Origin of the sequence: Streptomyces sp. NPDC001507, assembly GCF_042894765.1 — a bacterium.
Lineage (GTDB): Bacteria > Actinomycetota > Actinomycetes > Streptomycetales > Streptomycetaceae > Streptomyces.
Genome location: NZ_JBIAVV010000008.1, coordinates 13,435 through 34,366, shown reverse-complemented (window position 1 = coordinate 34,366; position 20,932 = coordinate 13,435). Strand labels below are relative to the sequence as shown.

Annotated in this window: 13 protein-coding genes; 9 read left to right on the top strand and 4 right to left on the bottom strand. The window is 72.8% G+C overall.

All coding sequences use genetic code 11. The features are described 5' to 3' along the window. Positions 1 to 8: 8 nt before the first annotated feature. The gene (locus ACFY0K_RS25185) at positions 9 to 857 is read right to left on the bottom strand and encodes a putative hydro-lyase (protein WP_390641773.1); all 849 of its coding nucleotides are present in this window, start codon (positions 855 to 857) and stop codon (positions 9 to 11) included. Beyond that, positions 854 to 2,173, bottom strand: coding sequence for an MFS transporter (locus ACFY0K_RS25180; protein WP_390641772.1), 1,320 nt, complete (start codon positions 2,171 to 2,173; stop codon positions 854 to 856). The genes ACFY0K_RS25185 and ACFY0K_RS25180 overlap by 4 nt, the downstream gene beginning before the upstream one ends. 174 nt (positions 2,174 to 2,347) lie before the next feature. On the opposite strand from ACFY0K_RS25180, the gene ACFY0K_RS25175 reads away from it, so the two are divergent. From ACFY0K_RS25175 to ACFY0K_RS25160, 4 genes are all read left to right on the top strand, one after another. Beyond that, on the top strand, positions 2,348 to 3,049 hold the full coding sequence (locus tag ACFY0K_RS25175) for a GntR family transcriptional regulator (protein ID WP_390641771.1): 702 nt from the start codon (positions 2,348 to 2,350) through the stop codon (positions 3,047 to 3,049). A gap of 180 nt (positions 3,050 to 3,229) precedes the next feature. Further along, a complete protein-coding gene (locus ACFY0K_RS25170) occupies positions 3,230 to 4,759 on the top strand; it encodes a hypothetical protein (RefSeq protein WP_351960425.1) in 1,530 nt (509 codons plus the stop codon). Positions 4,760 to 4,865: 106 nt separating this feature from the next. Continuing rightward, the gene (locus tag ACFY0K_RS25165) at positions 4,866 to 5,735 is read left to right on the top strand and encodes a hypothetical protein (protein WP_352363863.1); all 870 of its coding nucleotides are present in this window, start codon (positions 4,866 to 4,868) and stop codon (positions 5,733 to 5,735) included. Between the two features lie 62 nt (positions 5,736 to 5,797). After that, positions 5,798 to 10,408, top strand: coding sequence for a hypothetical protein (locus ACFY0K_RS25160; protein WP_390641770.1), 4,611 nt, complete (start codon positions 5,798 to 5,800; stop codon positions 10,406 to 10,408). Between the two features lie 15 nt (positions 10,409 to 10,423). Here ACFY0K_RS25160 and ACFY0K_RS25155 read toward each other — a convergent pair whose 3' ends face one another. Beyond that, complete coding sequence (locus ACFY0K_RS25155) at positions 10,424 to 10,894, bottom strand: hypothetical protein (protein WP_390641769.1); 471 nt, start codon at positions 10,892 to 10,894, stop codon at positions 10,424 to 10,426. 434 nt (positions 10,895 to 11,328) lie between these two features. Between ACFY0K_RS25155 and ACFY0K_RS25150 the strand changes: the two genes are divergently transcribed. Genes ACFY0K_RS25150 through ACFY0K_RS25130 form a run of 5 tightly spaced genes read left to right on the top strand, consistent with a single transcriptional unit; the run spans position 11,329 to position 19,257 of the window. Further along, positions 11,329 to 14,163, top strand: coding sequence for a nitrate- and nitrite sensing domain-containing protein (locus ACFY0K_RS25150; RefSeq protein ID WP_390641768.1), 2,835 nt, complete (start codon positions 11,329 to 11,331; stop codon positions 14,161 to 14,163). Continuing rightward, entirely contained in the window at positions 14,160 to 14,594 is a 435-nt protein-coding gene (locus ACFY0K_RS25145; RefSeq protein ID WP_351960420.1) for a roadblock/LC7 domain-containing protein, read from the top strand. The genes ACFY0K_RS25150 and ACFY0K_RS25145 overlap by 4 nt, the downstream gene beginning before the upstream one ends. 9 nt (positions 14,595 to 14,603) lie before the next feature. Then, positions 14,604 to 14,999: a DUF742 domain-containing protein gene (locus tag ACFY0K_RS25140; protein ID WP_390641767.1), complete on the top strand. Its 396-nt coding sequence runs from the start codon at positions 14,604 to 14,606 to the stop codon at positions 14,997 to 14,999. 24 nt (positions 15,000 to 15,023) lie between these two features. Further along, positions 15,024 to 18,614 carry a hydantoinase B/oxoprolinase family protein gene (locus tag ACFY0K_RS25135; RefSeq protein WP_390641766.1) on the top strand — a complete coding sequence of 1,197 codons (3,591 nt, stop codon included), beginning with the start codon at positions 15,024 to 15,026 and terminating at the stop codon, positions 18,612 to 18,614. 37 nt (positions 18,615 to 18,651) lie between these two features. Then, positions 18,652 to 19,257: an ATP/GTP-binding protein gene (locus ACFY0K_RS25130; RefSeq protein ID WP_352367122.1), complete on the top strand. Its 606-nt coding sequence runs from the start codon at positions 18,652 to 18,654 to the stop codon at positions 19,255 to 19,257. A 60-nt stretch (positions 19,258 to 19,317) separates the two neighbouring features. Here ACFY0K_RS25130 and glpK read toward each other — a convergent pair whose 3' ends face one another. Beyond that, on the bottom strand, positions 19,318 to 20,835 hold the full coding sequence (glpK, locus tag ACFY0K_RS25125; protein ID WP_390641765.1) for a glycerol kinase GlpK: 1,518 nt from the start codon (positions 20,833 to 20,835) through the stop codon (positions 19,318 to 19,320). Positions 20,836 to 20,932 lie beyond the last annotated feature (97 nt).

Below are 20,932 nucleotides of genomic sequence, written 5' to 3'. Positions count from 1 at the left end.
CTCTTCTGTCAGGCCACGCGGTACTGCTCGTCGCGGGCGTCGCTGATGAACATCTGGCCCGGCGCGTGTGTGATGGCGAACGGCGGCCGGGAGGCCGTCACCGCCGCCTGCGGGGTCACCCCGCAGGCCCAGAACACCGGGATGTCGTCCGGCTCGGCCTCCACCGGGTCGCCGAAGTCGGGCCGGCCGAGGTCGGCGATGCCGAGCGCGGCGGGATCGCCGCAGTGCACGGGCCCGCCGTGCACCGCCGGGAGCAGACTGCTCTCCCGGATGGCCGCCGACAGATGCTGCGGGGGCACCGGGCGCATGGACACCACCATCGGCCCGCGCAGCCGTCCCGCCGGACGGCACGGCCGGCTGGTCACGTACATGGGCACGTTCCGGCCCTGCTCGACGTGGCGGATGGGCACTCCGGCCCCGGCCAGGGCCCACTCGAACGTGAAGCTGCACCCGAGCAGGAACGACACCAGGTCGTCACGCCAGTACGCGCGCACGTCCGTCGGCTCGTCCACCAACTCCCCGTCCCGCCACACCCGGTAGCGCGGCAGGTCGGTGCGCAGGTCCGCGCCCTGGGCGAGTTCGGTGCCGGTCGCACCGGCGTCGGTGACGTCGAGCACCGGACAGGGCTTAGGGTTGCGCTGGCAGAACAGCAGCATGTCGTACGCCCAGTCGGCGGGCACCGAGATCAGGTTGGCCTGCGTGTGTCCGGCCGCGACCCCGGCCGTGGGGCCCGTGAGGCCTTCCCGGAAACGGGCCCGGGCGCTTCTCGGGCTCCACGCGTGCGCGTGCTCGTCGACGAGGGCGACGGGCAGGTCCCCCGCGGTACGGGCGGCAAGGAGCTCTTCCGTACGGTTCACGCCAGTTCCTTCCCGCGTGTCTCCGGAAGTCCGAACAGGGCCACGGCCGCGAGTGCGTAGCCGGCCGCGCCGAAGACCAGCGCGCCGCCCACGCCCCAGCTGTCGGCCAGGAAGCCCACCAGGGTCGGGAAGACCGCGCCCACCGCGCGGCCCGCGTTGTACGTGAAGCCCTGCCCGGTGCCGCGCACCGCCGTCGGGTACAGCTCGCTCAGGTACGAACCGAAGCCGCTGAAGATCGCCGACATGCAGAAGCCGAGCGGGAAACCGAGCACGAGGAGCAGCGTGTTGGCGCCGCCCGGGATGTTCGCGTACGCCAGCACGCAGACCGCCGACGCCACCGCGAACAGCCAGATGTTGCGGCGTCGGCCCAGCCGGTCGGTCAGGTAGCCGCCGGTCAGATAGCCGAGGAAGGCTCCCGAGATCAGGAAGGTCAGATAGCCGCCGGTGCCGACGACCGACAGACCGCGCTCGGTCTTGAGGTACGTCGGAATCCAGGTGGCCAGCGTGTAGTAGCCGCCCTGCACACCCGTGGACAGCAGGCCCGCGAAGACGGTGGTGCGCAGCAGTCCGGGCGCGTCGGCCGTGCCCGGCCGGAAGATGGCGACGAACGAGCCGCGCCGGGGGCTCTGTTCGCGTACCGCGACCGCCTGCGGGGCGTCGTGCACCCGGCGGCGCAGCCACAGCACGAGGAGCGCGGGCAGCGCGCCGGTCCAGAACATCACCCGCCAGGCCAGGTCGTCGCCGGCGAACGAGAAGACCAGCGTGTACACGATCGCGGCGAGCGCCCAGCCGACGGCCCAGGAACTCTGGACGGCGCCGAGCGTACGGCCGCGGTGGCGGGCGCTCGCGTACTCGGCGACCAGGATCGCGCCGACCGCCCACTCGCCGCCGAAGCCCAGGCCCTGGAGTGCGCGGAACACCAGCAGGGTCTCGTAGTTGGGTGCGAAGCCGCAGGCCACCGTGAAGACCGCGTAGGTGATCACCGTGATCATCAGCGCGCGGACCCGGCCGACCCGGTCCGCGAACACGCCGGCCGCGGCGCCGCCGACCGCGGAGACCACCAGGGTGACGGTGGTGAACAGGCCGGTCTGGCCGCTGTCCAGGCCGAAGTACGCCGCGAGCGCGACCATGCTCAGCGGCAGGGTGAAGTAGTCGTACGAATCCAGGGCATATCCGCCGAAAGCTCCGGCGAACGCACGCCGGCCGTGCGGACCGAGGGCGCGCAGCCAGCCGAACGCGCCGTCCTCGGCGGTGCGTTCGCCCCTGCCCGGGTGTGCGTCGGCGGACAGGGTCTGCGGTGGAGGAGTCGTGCTCATGGGCACCTCGCAGATGAGGGACGGAGGGTGCGTGGACTGAGCGGTGCGGGGCCGTGCCGACGGCCGCTTCGGCGGCCGTACGAAGGTGAGCGTGATGAGCACCGTAGGGGATCGTTGAACGATCCTTCAATACCCACGTTGTTTCGTTCTGGTGTCTGCGGTTGAATTCCGGGCATGGCAGAGCAGCTGACGGGACTGGCCGACGACCGCGCCCTCCTCGGGCGGACCAGCACCGCGGAACGGGTCTCCGACATCCTCAGGAGCCGCATCGCCGAGGGCTACTTCCCGCCGGGCACCCGCCTGTCGGAGGACGGCATCGGCGGCGCGCTCGGAGTCTCCCGCAACACCCTGCGCGAGGCGTTCCGGCTGCTCACCCACGAACGCCTGCTGGTCCACGAGCTCAACCGGGGCGTCTTCGTCCGGGTCCTGACCGTGGAGGACGTCGAGGACATCTACCGCACCCGCGCCCTCGTCGAGTGCGCCGTCGTCCGCGGCCTCGGCGACCCGCCGTACGCCCTGGAGAGCCTGTCGGCGGCGGTCACCGAGGGGCGGTCGGCGGCCACCGCGGATGACTGGAAAGCGGTGGGTACGGCCAATATCCACTTCCACCGGGAACTCGTCGCCCTGGCCGGCAGCGAACGCACCGACGAGCTGATGCGCAGCGTCTTCGCGGAACTCCGCCTCGCCTTCCACGTGGTCGACGACCCCCACGCCCTGCACGAGCCGTACCTGGCCCGCAACCGGGAGATCCTGGAGTCGCTCCAGCGCGGCGACAGGCGCGCCGCGGAACGCCTGCTGGAGACATACCTCACGGACTCCCTGGAACGAGTGGTGGAGGTCTACCGCCGCAGGGTGGGCGAGGACAGCGCCCCGTAAGGTTCTGCGCCCCGCAAGGGGCGCTGGGGGTACCCCCGGCCGGAGGCTGGGGGAGGAACTGCGCGACCAGCCACGGACGACCCGCACTCTGGCGCATCACCTGCAGTTACCCGGCGCTCCCGGCGGAGCCGCTCCGCGTCGTTTGGGCCGATGTCAGACCCAGGACCTAGTCTGTGCACCGTGACTTCGCCTGCATCGACGGACAGCGTGCCGCCCCAGCTCAGCGCGGGGCCGCGCCCCGCACCGGGCCCGGCCGCCGACGAGGGGCTGGCGCGGCGGCTGCGCGCGCTCGCCTGCACGGCGCCCCTGCACGACCTCGACGCACGCAAGGCGAACCTGGCCGGCGAGTACTCGGTGTACGGCATGGCCGAGGTGGCCCTCTCCGCCATCGACCTGGTCACCCTGAACATGGACTTCGACACCGGCGCCGACCACGAGCAGATCGTCGCCCGGCTGATCCCCCGCATCTCCGCCCAGGCCCCGCACCGCCCCGTCGCCGAGCACGAGCGCGTGGCCCGCTGGGTCCTGGAGAACCTGATCAACGTCGGCAGCGTCGACCGCGGCTTCCGCGCGGTGTACGGCACCTTCGCGCCGGACGGGTCGTACGTCCGCCGGGACTACGACTTCAAGCTCATCGAGGAGGTGCCGGGACCGGAGGGCACGGTGTACCTCCGTACCACCGACGAGGCGGTCAACGTCCTCGTCGGCGCCCTCGACACGGACGTCACCAGCGCCCAGATCGCCGCCGAGGTCAAGCTGGAGGTGCTGATCAACCGCGGCCGGCTCGCCGACGCCCAGCTCGCCGCGGAGCAGGCCCGCTACCGGACCGTCCAGTACTCGGAGAGCCTGCGCCGGGCCCTGGAGGCCACCCGGCGCAACGTCCGCGCGGTGGACTGGCTCAACGCCGTCCCCGACATGATCGCCGAGGCCCTGGACCACGTCGCCGACCGCTACCGGCACGAGAACGCGATCCTCACCAACATCCGCAAGGCCCGCGACGAGACCGAGGAGCCCGAGAACAAGCGGCGCGCCGCCGAGCTCGTCGACATCGTCAAGGACTGCATCCGGCGGCACACCCAGTTGCAGTCGCGACTGCTGGAGGCGGGGCCGCTGTTCCGCGCGGAGCAGGACCGGCAGGCGTTCGCGACGCCCATGACGACGTCGGGGACGGACCTGTACGGGCACCTCCTCGCGCCGTTGCTGCCGCTGCCGCTGGAGCAGGCGAGCCGGGTCACGGGGGCGTTCTTCGCGCGCGGGACCGGGCTGCGGACACCGGTGTCGGTGCGGGTCGGCGACCTCGTCGACATACTGCTGACGCCGCCGGTGGAGCGGGAGCACCTGGGTGCGGAGATGCCGGAGCCGGACCTCATCGCCACGCCGGACGACAGCCGGTTCAGCGAGGAGCAGCTGGCGGACGCGATGCGGCTGCTGGACCTGCCGGCCGACGCGCCTCGCCGGCTGTCGGGGCTGCTGGCGGAGGCGCGGCGGGTGGGGGGCGAGGACCTGGCCTACCTCGTTGCGTTGCTGGCGGTGCACGCGGCCAGCCCGGCTGTTGGTACCGCCTATAGGCAGGGCGAGGAGAAGCTGCTGTTCGCGGTGGACGACGGAACGGAGCTGGACGACCCCGGATTCGGGGGTGCGGATCTGATCGTCGGGACTGCTTTGCTGGATGCGGTGGGGATGGCTGCGGATCGGACCGAGGCGGCGTGATGTCGTGTGCCGGGTGCGGGCCGGTGGGGGCTGGTCGCGCAGTTCGCCGCGCCCCTGAAGGGGCGCACCAGCACATCCCTGTTGGTGAGTTCGAGGAGTTGTCGTTGTGAGCGAGTACGTTGAGGCCGAGGCATCTGCCGGGTCGGCGCATGCTGCCGTCACCCCGGCCGATGCCGCCGATGCCGCGCGGCTCGTCGCCTTCGGGCTGCAGCCCAAGCTGCAGCCCGCGCGTGATCAGGAGTACACGGAGCTGCTGCGGCGCTACCGGGAGGACCCACCGTTCGCCCGGCTCGCCGATGCCGTCGCCGCCGGGCTGGGCCTGGTGGTGCTGGAGGTGTCGCCCCGGGCGGGGATGGCCGTCACGGCCGCCGAGGACTCGGTGTTCGCCGTTCGCATGGGCGACTACGCGCGTCGTACGTCGGCGGACGGCAGCGACCGCTTCCTGCACGGTCTCGCCCATCTCGCCGTCGCCGCGCTGGCGTTCCCCCGCCCCGAGGACCTGGCCGACGACGGTTACATCGGGCGGATCACCGTCAACGGCGTCGACGCCTTCGTCCGGCAGGCCTGCCGGCGGCTGGAGGAGCGGGCCGAGGAGGCGGGGGAGAACACCGACCCGGCCACCGACGCGCCCGGCCTGGAGGCCGCCTGGCGGATCTGGGCCAGACGCAGCGCGACCGGTGCCACCAAGGACGCCCGCCGGCTGGCCGGTTCCACCACCGGCATCATCGGCAAGGCGGTCGTCTTCCTCACCGACTCCGGGTTCCTCCAGCGCACCGGCGACGACCAGGGCGGCACGTACCGCACGACGGCCCGCTACCAGCTCCAGGTGCGGGACCTGGCCGGCAGCGCCGCCATGGCCGAGCTGCTGGAGCTCGGCGTCGTCCCCGTCACGGACGGCACGGCCAGCCTGCTGCCCGCCGACGCCACCGAAGATCTGGACCTGGTCGCCGACGCGGGCCTGCCGTTCCACTCCTGAGCCGTTCCCGAAGCCCCTTCGAGCCGTCACCACCCTCTTCCCACGTCTTACGAGAGTCCGCCATGTACGAGCTGTCCCGGGTCCGCCTCTACTCCATCGGGCCCGCCGGTGCGCGCTACGCCGACACCGTGCTGGACCTGCGCGGTGTCGGCGAGCCCGTGCCCGACCCCGCCCCCACCCAGGCGGAGTTCTTCGAGGAGGAGCCGGTCGGGCCGCCGCGCCGGCCCGCGCCCGCGGGCGTGCTCTTCCTGGAGAACGGCGGCGGCAAGTCGGTGCTGCTCAAGCTGATCTTCTCGGTGATGCTGCCGGGCCACCGCAACACCCTCGGTGGCGCGAGCTCGGGTGTGCTGCGCAAGTTCCTGCTCGCCGACGACTGCGGGCACGTCGCCCTGGAGTGGCAGCACACGCTCACCGGCGAGTGCGTGGTCGTCGGCAAGGCGAGCGAATGGCGCGGACGGCAGGTCTCCAACGACCCGCGGAAGTTCGCCGAGGCCTGGTACTCGTTCCGGCCCGGCCCGGGGCTCTCGCTGGACAACCTGCCGGTCGCCGAGTCCACCGCCGTACGACAGCCCGTGGAGGGCACCTCCGGGGCCCAGGGGCGGCGGCGCACCATGAAGGGCTTCCGGGACGCCATCACCGAGGCCGGCAAGGCGTACCCGCACCTGGACGTGTACTGGGAGGAGATCCACGACCGCTGGATCGAACACCTCGGCGACCTGGGCCTGGACCCCGAACTCTTCCGCTACCAGCGCGAGATGAACGCCGACGAGGGCGAGGCCGCGGGCCTGTTCGCGGTGAAGAAGGACTCCGACTTCACCGACCTGCTGCTGCGGGCCGTGACCGACACCCGGGACACCGACGGACTCGCCGACCTGGTCGGCGGCTTCGGCAACAAGCTCGGGCGGCGCGCCGAGCTGATCGCCGAACGGGACTTCACCGCCGGGTCGGTGGACCTGCTGGGGCGGATCGTGGAGGCCGCGGAGGCACGGTCACGCGCGCGTGACATCCACGCGGGCGCCGAACGCCGTACCCGTACGCTGGCGCGCCGGTTGTCCGCGCGGGGCGCGCAGGAGCGGATGCGCGCCGCCGACCTCGCCCAGCGGGTCACGGCCGCCGCCTACGCCGTCACGCACTCCGACGGCGCCCGCGAGCGCAGCGCGCTGATCGCCGCCGAACTCGCCTACCGGCACGCCTCCCTGGCGCTCGCCGTCGGTGAGAAGTCCGCCGCCGCGCAGAAGCGCGAGCTGGCCGACGCGCGCACCCTGCACTCGGCCTGGCAGGCCGCCGAAGCCGTGCTCCGCCACCGTGCGGCCGCCGACCGCGTCGCGCGCGTGGCCGCCGCCATCCAGGAGGCCGAACGGGACGCGGCCCCCGCCCTCGCCGCCCGCGCCAAGGCCGCCGTCGCACTCGTCCGGGCCCTGCACGCGGCCGCCGAGAGGGCGGAGAGCCTCGCCAACGAGGAGGAGGAGCGGTCCGCCGCACTCCAGGAGGTCAGCGACAGCGCGCACCGGGACTCGACCGCCGCGGCCACCGAGGCACAGCGCGCCCGCAGCGAGGCCGGCCACCTCAGGCAGCGGCTCGGCGAGGTCGAGCAGGAGACCGCCGAGGCGGTCCGCGCGGGCTGGCTCGACGACAGCGCCCCGGACGCCGACCCGGCCAGGGCCGCGCTCGCGGCGAGCGACGCCGAGAAGACGGCCGTGGCCGCCTGGGACACCGCCCGTGAGGCCTCCCACCGAGCGGGCGAGCACGCGCGCGAGGCGGCCTCCGCCGAGTCCCGCGCCGAACTCACCGCCGCCCGTGCCGCGGACGCGGCGACCGCGGCCGAGCGGACGTACGACGCCGAGAAACGCCTGGCCGAGACCCTCGCGGCGGAGGAGCGGCTGACCGAACTGCTGGGTCTCACCGGCTCCCGTACCGCCATTCCGCGGCCCCGCCAGGAGGGCGGCGACGACACCCCCACGGCCCTCGTGCCCGAGGAACTCGACCGGTTCGCGGACGAGTTGCGGGAGCTGCTGGACGACGCCGTCGGGTCCGCCGAGCGGCAGCTGTTCGACCTGCGGACCGCCGCCGCCGACGACTCCCGGATCCTCGGCGCTCTCGGCGACGGCGGGCTGCTGCCGCCGGGCCCCGACGTGCTGGCCACCGTCGAGTTCCTCGGCGAGCACGGCATCCCGGCACTGCCCGGCTGGCGCTACCTCGCCCAGGCCGTCGACCCCGCCGACCACGCGCGTGTGCTGGCCGCCCGCCCCGAACTCGTCGACGGCGTCGTCATCACCGACCCCGACACACACGCCCGCGCCCGCGAGGCGCTCAGCGAGGCGGCCCTGCTGCCCCGCTCCGCCGTGGCCGTCGGCACCGCCGCCGCCCTGCTCGCGCCGGCTCCGGCCGCCGACGCCACCCCCGGTGACGTTTTCCTCGTGCCGCCGAACCCGGCCATGCACGACGAGCACGCCGCCGACGAGGAGCGGCAGGCGCTGCGCGCGCGGGCCACCGAGCGGGACGAGGAGATCCGTGCTCTCGCTGCCCGGCTCGGCAAGGACCGCGAGCTGGCCGCGCGGCTCGCCTCCTGGCGTACCGGCTGCCCGGCCGGACGGCTCGTGGAGCTGGCGCAGGAGGCCCGGGACGCGCGGGCGTTCGCGGCGGAGTCCGAGGCCGAGCTGGCCGAGGCCCGGACCGCGCGGGCGGAGGCCGAGGAGGCCGCCGCCGAGGCCGCGCAGCTGCGCGACGAACGGCAGGAGGCGGCGCAGCGGGCCCGGCGCGCGGCCGACGCGCTCGCCGGCCTCGCGTTCCGGCTGCGCGAGCGGGCCGGCTGGCAGGTCAGGCTGCGTGAACTCGCCGACGAGGCCACCGAGTCGGAGGCCCGTGCCCAGTCCTGCCTGGAGCGCGCCCGCGTCGCCGACGAGGACCGGCGGGCCGCCCAGCGCGCCGCCGACGACGCCCGCCGCACCGCCCGTACGCTGCGCGCCGAGCGCTCCGAGATCGCCGGCGCCCCCGACGACATGCCCGAGGCCGACGAGGACGCCCCCAGCTCCTCGTCCCCGTTGGCCGCCCTGCGCGAGGCCTACCGGGCCGCCTCGCAGCTCTACGAGAAGGTCGGCGTCGGCGCCGACCTGCGTGCCGAGCAGGCCCGTGCGGAGAGCGACGAGAGCGCCGCGCTCGCGGAACTGGAACGGCTGACCAACAAGGTCCGCACCCGCGCCGAGCAGCTGCTGCAGTCGCCCGACGGCTCCGACGGGCCCTCCCGGCAGGCCGCCGCCGCCCGCGCGGAGGAACTGGTGCAGCTCCTGGAAACCCGGATGTCCACCGCGAGCGAGCAACTCGGGCGGCTCCGCGGCGAGGCCGAGCGGCACGCCCCCGCGGACGGCGACGCGCACACCGAACTGCCCGAGGAACTCCAGCCGCGCGACGCCGAGCACGCCCAGGCACTGCTGCGCACGGCGACGGCCGAACTGGCCGCACGCACCGAGGCACTGGCCCAGGCCCGGGAGGCGCACACCGAGCTGCTGGACACACACCGCGCCGCCGAGGACGCGGCGGGCGGCTTCGAGGAGATCGCCGCCATGCTCCGCGACCTGCTGCGCGAGCACACCGCCGACGAGGAGCAGGAGGAGCAGGAGCCGTACCCCGGCAGCCTGGAGGAGGCCCGGCAGTCCGCCGCCGAGGCCCGCAGGTCGCTGCGCGGCTGCGCCGGCGACCTGTCCGCCGCCGAGTCCGCCGTCCGCGAGGCGAGCGACGTGCTCGTACGGCACGCCAACGCCACCCGGTACGAGGCGGTGCGGACCCCCGCCCGCCAGCAGATCCGGGAGCTGCCCGCCTCCGCGCTGCCCGAGCACGCCCAGAAGTGGGCGGACGCCTTCGCGCCGCGGCTGCGGGTGCTGACCGACGAACTGGCCCAGCTGGAGCGGAACCGGGACTCGATCGTGGACCGGCTGCGGGGGCTCGTCGAGTCCGCGCTGGCGACCCTGCGCTCCGCCCAGCGGCTCTCCCGGCTGCCCGAGGGGCTCGGCGAGTGGTCCGGGCAGGAGTTCCTCCGCATCCGCTTCGAGGAGCCCGACCAGGCCACGCTCACCGAGCGGCTCGGCGAGGTCGTCGACGAGGCGACCCGGGCCGCCGTGAAGAAGAACTCCGATCTGCGCCGGGACGGAATGTCCCTGCTGCTCAGGGGAGTCGCCGCCGCCCTGCAGCCGAAGGGCGTCGCCGTCGAGATCCTCAAGCCGGACGCGGTACTGCGCGCGGAGCGGGTGCCGGTGGGGCAGATGGGGGACGTGTTCTCCGGTGGCCAGCTGCTGACCGCGGCCATCGCCCTGTACTGCACGATGGCCGCACTGCGCTCCAATGACCGGGGCCGGGACAAGCACCGGCACGCGGGGACGCTGTTCCTCGACAACCCCATCGGCCGCGCCAACGCGACGTACCTGCTGGAACTCCAGCGAGCCGTGTCGGACGCGCTGGGCGTGCAACTGCTGTACACGACCGGGCTGTTCGACACCACGGCGCTGGCCGAGTTCCCGCTGGTCATCCGGTTGCGGAACGACGCCGACCTACGGGCCGGCCTCAAGTACATCAGCGTGGAGGAACATCTCCGGCCCGGGCTGCCGCAGCAGCCGCAGACGGGAGAGGCGGTGCACAGCGAGATCACCGCCACCCGGATGTTCAGGAAACCGTCGGCCTGACCGACGGCCCCCCGTTCAGGGGTGGGTCAGCTGTCCCGCCTGGCCGCCCCGCCGCCGTATCCGCTCCTGTTCGCGCTCGGCGGCCCGCTCCTGCCGCCGGGCCGCGCGCCGCTCGCGGCGAAGTGCACGGGCCGTGCTGCTCGGTTCCGAGACAACGCCGTAGCGCTGGTTCCACACCTGACGGGTCACCAGGACGTCGACCGCGCTCCAGGTGGCCGCCACGGTGCTCACCACGCTGCTGATCACCATCGGGAACGCCAGCCAGGACTCCGCCATCGTGCAGAAGAACGCCACCATGGCCAGGAGCAGCGTGACGGCGATGATGATCACCGACCGCACCGCCGCCGTCCGTACCGGGTCCGGCATCCGGTACCGCTTGGCGGGCTCCTCGACCCACAACGTCCGGTACTGCGCCTGCTGTTGCCGCACAGTCGAGTGCGTGGCCGCGCCGTCCTCGGGCGCCAGGCGCCGCTCAGCCGTCCCCATCAAGGTGTCACTCCCCACCGCCGGCAAGCCTTCGCACCGGTGTCCGACGACCCCGGCTCCCCATTGGCTGCCCGGCTTGCGCTGTTTTACGCCGCCCGGATCAGAGACGCGGCTCCTGTGGCCGAATCCGTACTCATCACCCGTCTACAAGGACGAACGAACTCGCCCGATGATTCCCGAACCAGGGAAAAATTCCGGCCAACTGATCCTTCGTGCCGTTCCCGCCCTACTCGCGGGAAGTCGACGCGATCGCGGTGGCAATCTCCCGCAATGCCCGGACAACTCGTCCTGCCTGTCCGCCATGTCCCACCACCCAGGCGGAAGTTCACCGTCCGGACAGTTCTTCGAGTTATCCCTGTGACGGTAGTAGGCTCGCGCCGTTTGTTGACGTACACGTGTACCCCCGGCCGGCGGGGGTCGAGCTGGGGGAGGCCATGCGCTTTCGCGGGAAGTCGATCCGCCGGAAGATCGTGGCGCTGCTTCTCGTGCCGCTGGTGTCCCTGACGGCAGTCTGGGGATTCGCGGCTGTGCTCACGGGACGCGAGGTCACCCACCTGTTCCACGTGTCGGCGGTCGTCGAGGACCTCGGCTACCCCACCGAGGACGCGGTCCGCGCTCTCCAGCAGGAACGGCGGCAGACTCTGGTCTATCTCGCCGACCCGCGCGCCTCCGACGCGCTCAGCGCCCTGAACCGCACCCGCGCCGCCACCGACGAGGCCGTGGCCAAGCTCCGCAGGAACGCCGGGGAACAGCGCGTACACGACGGCCTGGACGCCGACGACAACGACCGCCTCACCGCGGAACTCGACGGTCTCGACGGCATCGCCCCCCTGCGCCGCAGTGTCGAGCAGGGCACCGTGGACCGTGCCCAGGCCTTCGGCCTCTACAACGCCGTCGTCGACCCCTGCTACGCGCTGCTCGGCTCCCTCGACGGCATCGACGACGTCGAGATGGACAAGCAGGCCCGCGCCCTCGTCAACATCACCCGCGCCCGCGAGCTCGTCTCCCGCGAGGACGCCCTGCTCGGCTCCGCCCTGGTGGTCGGGAAGGTCTCCCGGGAGGAGACCCGCCAGATCTCCGACCTCATCGCCCAGCGCACCCTCCTCTACGACATCAGCCTCCCGCTGCTGCCGGCCGGCGAACGCGACCGCTTCGACCGCTTCTGGAGGAGCGCCACCACCGCCCCTCTGCTGGCCGCCGAGAAGTCCGTCCTCGCCGCCGGGTCCGGCGTGCCGAACGACGTCGGCGCCAAGAGCTGGGACGCCACCGCGGGCACGGTGCTCGACGAACTGCGCACCCTCGACGACCAGGTCGGCGACCGCTTCCAGGACCGCGTCCGGCCCGTCTCCGTCACCGTGATCGTCCAGGCGGCCGTCGTCGGCGTCCTCGGTGTGGTCGCCGTGCTGTTCTCGCTGGTCGTCTCGGTCAGGGTCGGCCGCAGCCTCATCCGCGACCTCCGGCTGCTCGGCCAGGAGGCACACGAAGCGTCCGGGGTCCGGCTGCCGAGCGTGATGCGCAGGCTCTCCGCGGGCGAACAGATCGACGTGGAGACCGAGGTCCCGCGCCTGGAGTACGACAAGAACGAGGTCGGCGAGGTCGGCCAGGCCCTCAACACCCTGCAGCGCGCCGCCGTGGAGGCCGCCGTCAAGCAGGCCGAACTGCGGGCCGGCGTCTCCGAGGTCTTCGTCAACCTCGCCCGCCGCAGCCAGGTCCTGCTGCACAAGCAGCTCACCCTGCTCGACGCCATGGAACGCAGGACCGAGGACACCGACGAACTCGCCGACCTCTTCCGCCTCGACCACCTCACCACCCGTATGCGCCGGCACGCCGAGGGACTGGTCATCCTCTCCGGCGCCGCACCCTCGCGGCAGTGGCGCCGGCCCGTCCAGCTCATGGACGTGGTGCGCGCCGCCGTGGCCGAGGTCGAGGACTACGAACGCATCGAGGTCCGACGGCTGCCCCGCGTCGCCGTCACCGGGCCCGCCGTCGCCGACCTCACCCACCTCGTGGCCGAACTCCTGGAGAACGCGACGGTGTTCTCGCCGCCGCACACCGCCGTACAGGTACTCGGCGAGCGCGTCGCCAACGGTTTCACCCTGGAGATCCACGACCGGGGTCTCGGCATGACGGCCGAGGCGCTCCTGGACGCCAACCTGCGGCTCGCCGAGACACCCGAGTTCGAGCTCTCCGACACCGACCGGCTCGGCCTGTTCGTGGTCAGCCGCCTCGCCCAGCGCCAGAACGTCCGCGTCTCGCTCCAGCCGTCCCCCTACGGCGGCACCACCGCCGTCGTCTTCATCCCCGACGTACTGCTCACGGACGACGTCCCCGACACCAACGGCGTCGGCTTCCGTCTCGACCGCGGCCGCCCCGCCAGGGAGGCCGAGCCCGAGGAGAGCCGCGCCGCCTCCCTGGCCCAGGTGCCCGGGCAGCGGCCCGGACTGCCGGCCGCACTGCTGGACGGCCCGGTCGAGCTGGAGGCGCCCGTCGACCTCGACGCACTGGACGGCTTCCCGGGCGCCCTCACCGACGACGACAGCGAGCGCGGCGGCCTGTTCCGCCCCCGCCGCTCCCTCGCCGACGCCGCGGACGACCCCACGCCCGCCGTGACCGAACTCCACCACCCGTCCCGCGAGGCCGCCGACCGCTTCGGCGACGAGCACCCCGGCGGCCCCGTGCCGCTGCCCGTACGGCGGACGCCCAAGCTGGTCAGCTCGCACGGCCAGCCGGTCACCGAGCAGCGCTCCCGGCGCGTCGGCCCGGACGAGCGCACCGCGGCCGACCAGGGCCGCCCCGAACCGGGCGGACTCGCCCCGCTGCCCTCCCGCCGCCGCACCGACCCGTCCTCGCACCGCGCCGGCGGCCCGGCCGACCGCGGCGAGGATCGCACGGCGCCCCGCGCCGGCGGCCCGGACGAACCCGCCGGGCCCCCCGCCCTGCCGCAGCGCACCCGCCGCTCCGCGGACGGCACCGGCAGCGGCACCGACGACTCCGTCCCGCCCCCCGGCAGCACACCTCCGGAGGCCGCACCCGGCACCCGGCCGCTGCCCAGGCGGGTACGGCAGGCCAACCTGGCCCCACAGCTGCGAGAGGGACCCGCATCATCCACCGCGCGTGGTCCGGAACCCGTCGAGCGCGACGCCGACGAGGTCCGCAGCCGCATGGGCTCGCTCCAGCGCGGCTGGCAGCGGGGCCGTGCGGAGAACGCCGAGGGTGACGGCTCCCGGGACAGCACAGCACAAGGAACGACTAAGGGGGACGGTCGATGACCGATCCGAAGGCGACCGACCACACGGCGACGAACAAGGGCGAGCTGAACTGGCTGCTGGACGACCTCGTGGACCGGGTCGCCAGCATCCGCAAGGCCGTCGTCCTCTCCGGCGACGGCCTGCCCACCGGCGTCTCCAAGGACCTCACCAGAGAGGACAGCGAGCACCTGGCCGCCGTGGCCTCCGGCTTCCACAGCCTCGCCAAGGGCGTGGGCCGCCACTTCGAGGCGGGCAGCGTCCGGCAGACCGTCGTCGAGCTCGACGACGCCTTCCTGTTCGTCACGGCCGCCGGTGACGGCAGCTGCCTCGCCGTCCTCTCCGACGCCGACTCCGACGTCGGTCAGGTCGCGTACGAGATGACGCTCCTGGTCAAGAGGGTCGGCGTACATCTGGGGTCCGCCCCACGCACCGATCTGCCCCAGAGCGGGTAGTGGGATGACATGAGCGGAGACGGTCAGGGAAGAAGTCACTGGTTCGACGACGAGGCCGGACCGGTCGTCCGTCCGTACGCCATGACACGGGGCCGCACCACCAGTGCGGCCCAGCACCGGCTCGACCTGATCGCGGTGGTCGTCACGGAGCCGCACGCGGACGACGTGGACGACGACCGGACGCTGTCCCCGGAGCACGTGGACATCGTCGAGCTCTGCCGTGACACACCTCAGTCGGTCGCCGAGCTGGCCTCGGAACTCGACCTCCCCGTCGGAGTGGTCAGGGTCCTCGTCGGCGACCTCGTCGACGGGGAACTCGTCCACGTCAACCGGCCGGTACCCCCGGCCGACCTGGTGGACGAGAGTATTCTGCGCGACGTGATCAACGGCCTCCGGGCGCTGTGACCGGCGCGGAAGCGGAGTAGTGACGTGACAGGCTGGCAGTTCTGGGTCGACCGTGGCGGGACGTTCACCGACGTCGTCGCACGGCGCCCGGACGGCCGGCTGCTCACCCACAAGCTGCTCTCCGACAACCCCGCCCGCTACGCCGACGCCGCCGTGGCCGCCGTGCACGAGCTGCTGGCAGGCTCCGGTGCCCCCGTCGACGCCGTCCGGATGGGCACCACCGTCGCCACCAACGCCCTTCTCGAACGCAAGGGCGAGCGCACCCTCCTCGTCATCACCCGCGGCTACCGCGACGCCCTGCGCATCGCCTACCAGAACCGCCCCCGCATCTTCGCCCGCCGCATCGACCTGCCCGAGCTGCTGTACGAACGGGTCGTCGAGGCCGACGAGCGGATCGCCGCCGACGGCACCGTGCTGCGCGCACCCGACCTGGACGCCCTGGCCGGCCCGCTCCAGGACGCGTACGACGACGGGATCCGGGCCGTCGCCGTCGTCTGCATACACAGTCACCTGTACCCCGCCCATGAGCTGGCGATCGGCGAGCTGGCCGCCCGCACCGGCTTCCCGCAGATCTCGCTGTCCAGCGAGGTCAGCCCGCTGATGAAGCTCGTCCCGCGCGGTGACACCGCCGTCGTCGACGCCTACCTGTCGCCCGTGCTGCGCCGCTACGTCCGCCATGTCGCCGACGAGCTCGAAGGCGTACGGCTGATGTTCATGCAGTCCAACGGCGGGCTCGCCGAGGCCGGGCAGTTCCGCGGCAAGGACGCCGTGCTCTCCGGTCCGGCCGGCGGGATCGTCGGCATGGCCCGGATGTCGCAGCTCGCCGGCTTCGACCGGGTCATCGGCTTCGACATGGGCGGCACCTCCACCGACGTCTCCCACTTCGCAGGCGGCTACGAACGGGTCTTCACCACGCAGATCGCGGGCGTCCGGCTGCGCGCCCCCATGCTGGACATCCACACCGTCGCCGCGGGTGGCGGCTCGGTGCTGCACTTCGACGGCTCCCGCTACCGCGTCGGCCCGGACTCGGCCGGCGCCGACCCCGGCCCGGCCTGCTACCGGGGCGGCGGCCCACTGGCCGTCACCGACGCCAACGTCATGCTCGGCCGGATCCAGCCGGCCCACTTCCCCCGGGTGTTCGGGCCGGGCGGGGACCAGCCGCTCGACGCCGACCTGGTCCGCGACCGCTTCACCGGGCTCGCCCGTGAGATCCGTGAGCGGACCGGCGACGACCGCACCCCCGAACAGGTCGCCGAGGGCTACCTGAGCATCGCCGTGGCCAACATCGCGAGCGCCGTGAAGCGGATCTCCGTCCAGAAGGGCCACGACGTCACCCGCTACGCCCTCACCACCTTCGGCGGGGCCGGCGGACAGCACGCGTGCATGGTCGCCGACTCGCTCGGCATCCGCACCGTGCTGGTGCCGCCCATGGCGGGAGTCCTCTCCGCACTCGGCATCGGGCTCGCCGACACCACCGCCATGCGCGAACAGTCCGTCGAGGCCCCCCTGGAGCCCGCCGCCATGGCCGGCATCCGCAAGACCGCCGACGACCTGGAGGCCGCGGCCCGCGCCGAACTCCTCGCCGAGGACGTCCCGGAGGACCGCGTCGAAGTCACCCGCCGCGCCCAGCTCCGCTACGACGGCACCGACACCACCCTCACCGTCGAGCTCACCGAGCCCGACGCGATGAAACACGCCTTCGAAGAACGTCATCGCGCCACGTATTCCTTCACACTCGACCGCCCGGTCGTCGTCGAAGCCCTCTCCGTGGAAGCCACCGGCATCACCGAACCCCCCGATCTCTCCGCCCTCGCCCCGTACGAGGGCGCCCCCGCCGCACCCGGGACCGTCCGCCTCCACTCCGGCGGCGCCTGGCGCGACGTACCCCTGCACCGCCGCGAGGACCTGGCCCCCGGCGAAACCGTCACCGGCCCGGCGATCATCACCGAGACCAGCGCCACGACCGTCGTCGACGACGGCTGGCGGGCCGCGGCGACCGACGACGGGCATCTGGTCATGGAACGCGCGGCGGTCACGCAGAGTTCCGATCTCGACACGAAAGCCGATCCGGTCCTGCTGGAGGTCTTCAACAACCTCTTCATGTCGATCGCCGAACAGATGGGCGCCCGGCTGGAGTCGACGGCCCAGTCCGTCAACATCAAGGAGCGTCTCGACTTCTCCTGCGCCCTGTTCGACCCGGACGGGAACCTGGTGGCCAACGCCCCGCACATCCCGGTCCACCTGGGCTCCATGGGCACCAGCGTCAAGGAGGTCATCCGCCGCCGCGGCACCTCGATGCGCCCCGGCGACACCTACGCCGTCAACGACCCGTACCACGGCGGCACCCACCTGCCCGACGTCACCGTGATCACCCCGGTCTTCGCCACGGAGGGTGACCGGATCCTCTTCCACGTCGCCTCCCGCGGCCACCACGCCGAGATCGGCGGCATCGCGCCGGGCTCGATGCCGGCGAACAGCCGCACCATCGAGGAGGAGGGCGTCCTCTTCGACGACTGGCTGCTCGCCGAGAACGGCCGGTTCCGGGAGACCGAGACGCACCGGCTGCTGGCCGAGGCCCGCCACCCCTCCCGCAACATCCCCACCAACCTCGCCGACCTGCGCGCCCAGATCGCCGCCAACCGCAAGGGCGTCGACGAAGTCGGGCGGATGATCGAGGAGTTCGGCCTGGACGTCGTCCAGGCCTACATGCGGCACGTCCAGGACAACGCCGAGGAAGCGGTCCGCCGGGTGATCGACGCCCTCGACGACGGCGCGTACGCCTACGAGACCGACTCCGGCGCCGTCATCCGGGTACGCGTGCGCGTGGACCGCGACAACCGGCGCGCGACCATCGACTTCACCGGCACCTCCGCCCAGCTCACCACCAACTTCAACGCCCCGTTCGCCGTCGTCAACGCGGCCGTGCTGTACGTCTTCCGTACCCTCGTCGCCGACGACATCCCGCTCAACGACGGCTGCCTGCGCCCGCTCGACATCGTCGTGCCGCCCGGCTCCATGCTCGCCCCCGAGCCACCGGCCGCCGTCGTCGCGGGCAACGTCGAGACCTCCCAGGCCATCACCGGTGCGCTCTACGCCGCGCTCGGCGTCCAGGCCGAGGGCTCCGGGACCATGAACAACGTCACCTTCGGCAACGAACGCCACCAGTACTACGAGACCGTCGCCTCCGGTTCCGGAGCCGGTGACGGCTTCAGCGGTGCGAGCGTCGTACAGACCCACATGACCAACTCCCGGCTCACCGACCCGGAAGTCCTGGAGTGGCGGCTGCCCGTCCGCCTCGAAGAGTTCGCCGTCCGGGCGGGCAGCGGCGGCGCGGGGCGCTGGCACGGCGGGGACGGCGCGGTCCGCCGCGTCCGCTTCCTCGAACCCATGACCGTCTCCACCCTCTCCCAGCACCGCCGGGTGCCGCCGTACGGCATGGCCGGCGGCGAGCCCGGCGCACTCGGCGCCAACCGGGTGGAGCGGGCCGACGGCACGGTCACCGAACTCGGCGGCAGCGATGCCGCGGACGTCGGCCCCGATGACGTGCTCGTCGTCGAAACCCCGGGCGGCGGCGGATACGGACGCCCGTCGCCCGGCACCCGAACCCAGCAATGACCCCAGCAGCGACTTCATCAAGCAGGAGAAGAAAACGATGATCTTCGGGCGATCTGAGCGTGGCAAGCCCCCGGTCGAGCCCGTCACGCTCAAGATCCTCGTGGCCGGCGGCTTCGGCGTGGGCAAGACGACCCTGGTCGGCGCGGTCAGCGAGATCCGGCCGTTGCGCACCGAGGAACTGCTCACCGAGGCCGGGCGACCGGTCGACGACACCTCCGGCGTCGAGGGCAAGCACACCACCACCGTCGCCATGGACTTCGGCCGCATCACCCTCCGCGAGGACCTGGTGCTGTACCTGTTCGGCACGCCCGGCCAGGAACGGTTCTGGTTCATGTGGGACGAGCTGGCCGAAGGGGCTCTGGGAGCCGTCGTACTCGCGGACACGCGCCGCCTCGAGGACTGCTTCGCCGCCGTCGACTACTTCGAGCGGCGTTCCATACCCTTCCTCGTCGGCGTCAACTGCTTCGAGGGCGCGGCGCGTTACCCGGTGGAGTCCGTCCGCAAGGCCCTCGATCTCGACCCGGACGTGCCGGTCGTGCTCTGCGACGCCCGGGACCGCGAGTCGGTCAAGGAGGTGCTCATCGGCGTCGTCCGGCACGCGATGGCGTACGCGGCCGCCCACCGGCAGACCGTCACCACCTGAACGGCGGCGGCACGGCCCGTACCCCCGCCGACCGGGGTACGGGCCGTGGTCCGGGGGTGGTTACTCGCCGTCCTCCAGCCAGCCGAAGCTCTTCTCCACCGCCTTGCGCCAGTTCGCGTACTCCCGTTCGCGTACCGGTGCCGTCATCGTGGGCGTCCACTCCATGTCCTGCTGCCAGTGCGACCTGAGCTCGTCCAGGTCGTTCCACACGCCGGTCGCCAGGCCGGCCGCGTAGGCGGCGCCCAGACAGGTCGTCTCGGAGACCCGGGGCCGGATCACCGGTACCCCGAGGACGTCGGCCTGGTGCTGCATCAGGAGGTTGTTCTTCGTCATGCCGCCGTCGACCTTCAGGGTGGTGATCGGCACCCCCGAGTCCTGGTACATCGCGTCCACGACCTCCCGCGTCTGCCAGCTCGTCGCCTCCAGGACCGCACGGGCCAGGTGCGCCTTGGTGACGTAGCGGGTCAGTCCGGTGACGACCCCGCGCGCGTCGGAGCGCCAGTAGGGCGCGAACAGGCCGGAGAAGGCGGGCACGATGTAGGCGCCGCCGTTGTCGTCGACGCTCGCCGCCAGTGTCTCGATCTCGGCGGCGGTGCGGATGATGCCGAGCTGATCGCGGAACCACTGCACGAGCGCGCCCGTTATGGCGATCGAACCCTCCAGGCAGTACACCGGCGCCTCGGTGCCGATCCGGTATCCCATCGTCGTCAGCAGCCCGCTCTTGGACGGCACCGGCCGGTTGCCGGTGTTGAGCAGCAGGAAGCTGCCCGTTCCGTAGGTGTTCTTCGCCGTGCCGACGTCGTAGCAGGCCTGCCCGAAGACCGCCGCCTGCTGGTCGCCGAGGGCGGACGCCACCGGGACCCCGGCGAGCTGGCCGACGGCGGTGCCGTACACCTCGGCGGACGACCTGATCTCGGGGAGCACGGCCTCGGGGACGTTCATCGCGGCGAGGATCGCGGGGTCCCACTGGAGGGTCTCCAGGTTCATCAGCATGGTGCGCCCGGCGTTGGTGACGTCCGTGACGTGACGGCCGCCGTCGGTGCCGCCGGTGAGGTTCCAGACGAGCCAGGAGTCGATGGTCCCGAAGGCGATCTCGCCGCGCTCGGCGCGGTCCCGCAGTCCTGGCACGTTGTCGAGCAGCCAGGCCGCCTTGGGGCCGGAGAAGTAGCTGGCCAGGGGCAGACCGGTCTGCTCCCGGAAGCGGTCCTGGCCGTCGCTGCCGCCGAGTTCACGGCACAGAGCCGCGGTCCGGGTGTCCTGCCAGACGATCGCGTTGTGTACGGGCTTGCCGGTGGCGCGGTCCCACAGCACGGTCGTCTCGCGCTGGTTGGTGATGCCCAGCGCGCTCAGCTGGTCCGGGCGCAGCCCCGCGCCCGCGAGCGCTCCGGCCACCACGGCCTGCACCTTGGACCAGATCTCGGTGGCGTCGTGCTCCACCCAGCCCGGTTTGGGGAAGATCTGGCGGTGCTCGCGCTGGTCGACGGCGACGATGGCGCCGCCGTGGTCGAAGATGATGCAGCGGCTCGACGTGGTGCCCTGGTCGATTGCGGCGACGTACTTCTCGGCGGTGTCCGTCATGGCTACCCCTTGGTCGCTGGGTCGGAAGGCTTCGTGGGTGGAAGGGCCGCGCGGAGCCGGGGCACGTGGGGCCGGGGGGCCGCGCGGACCCGGGACG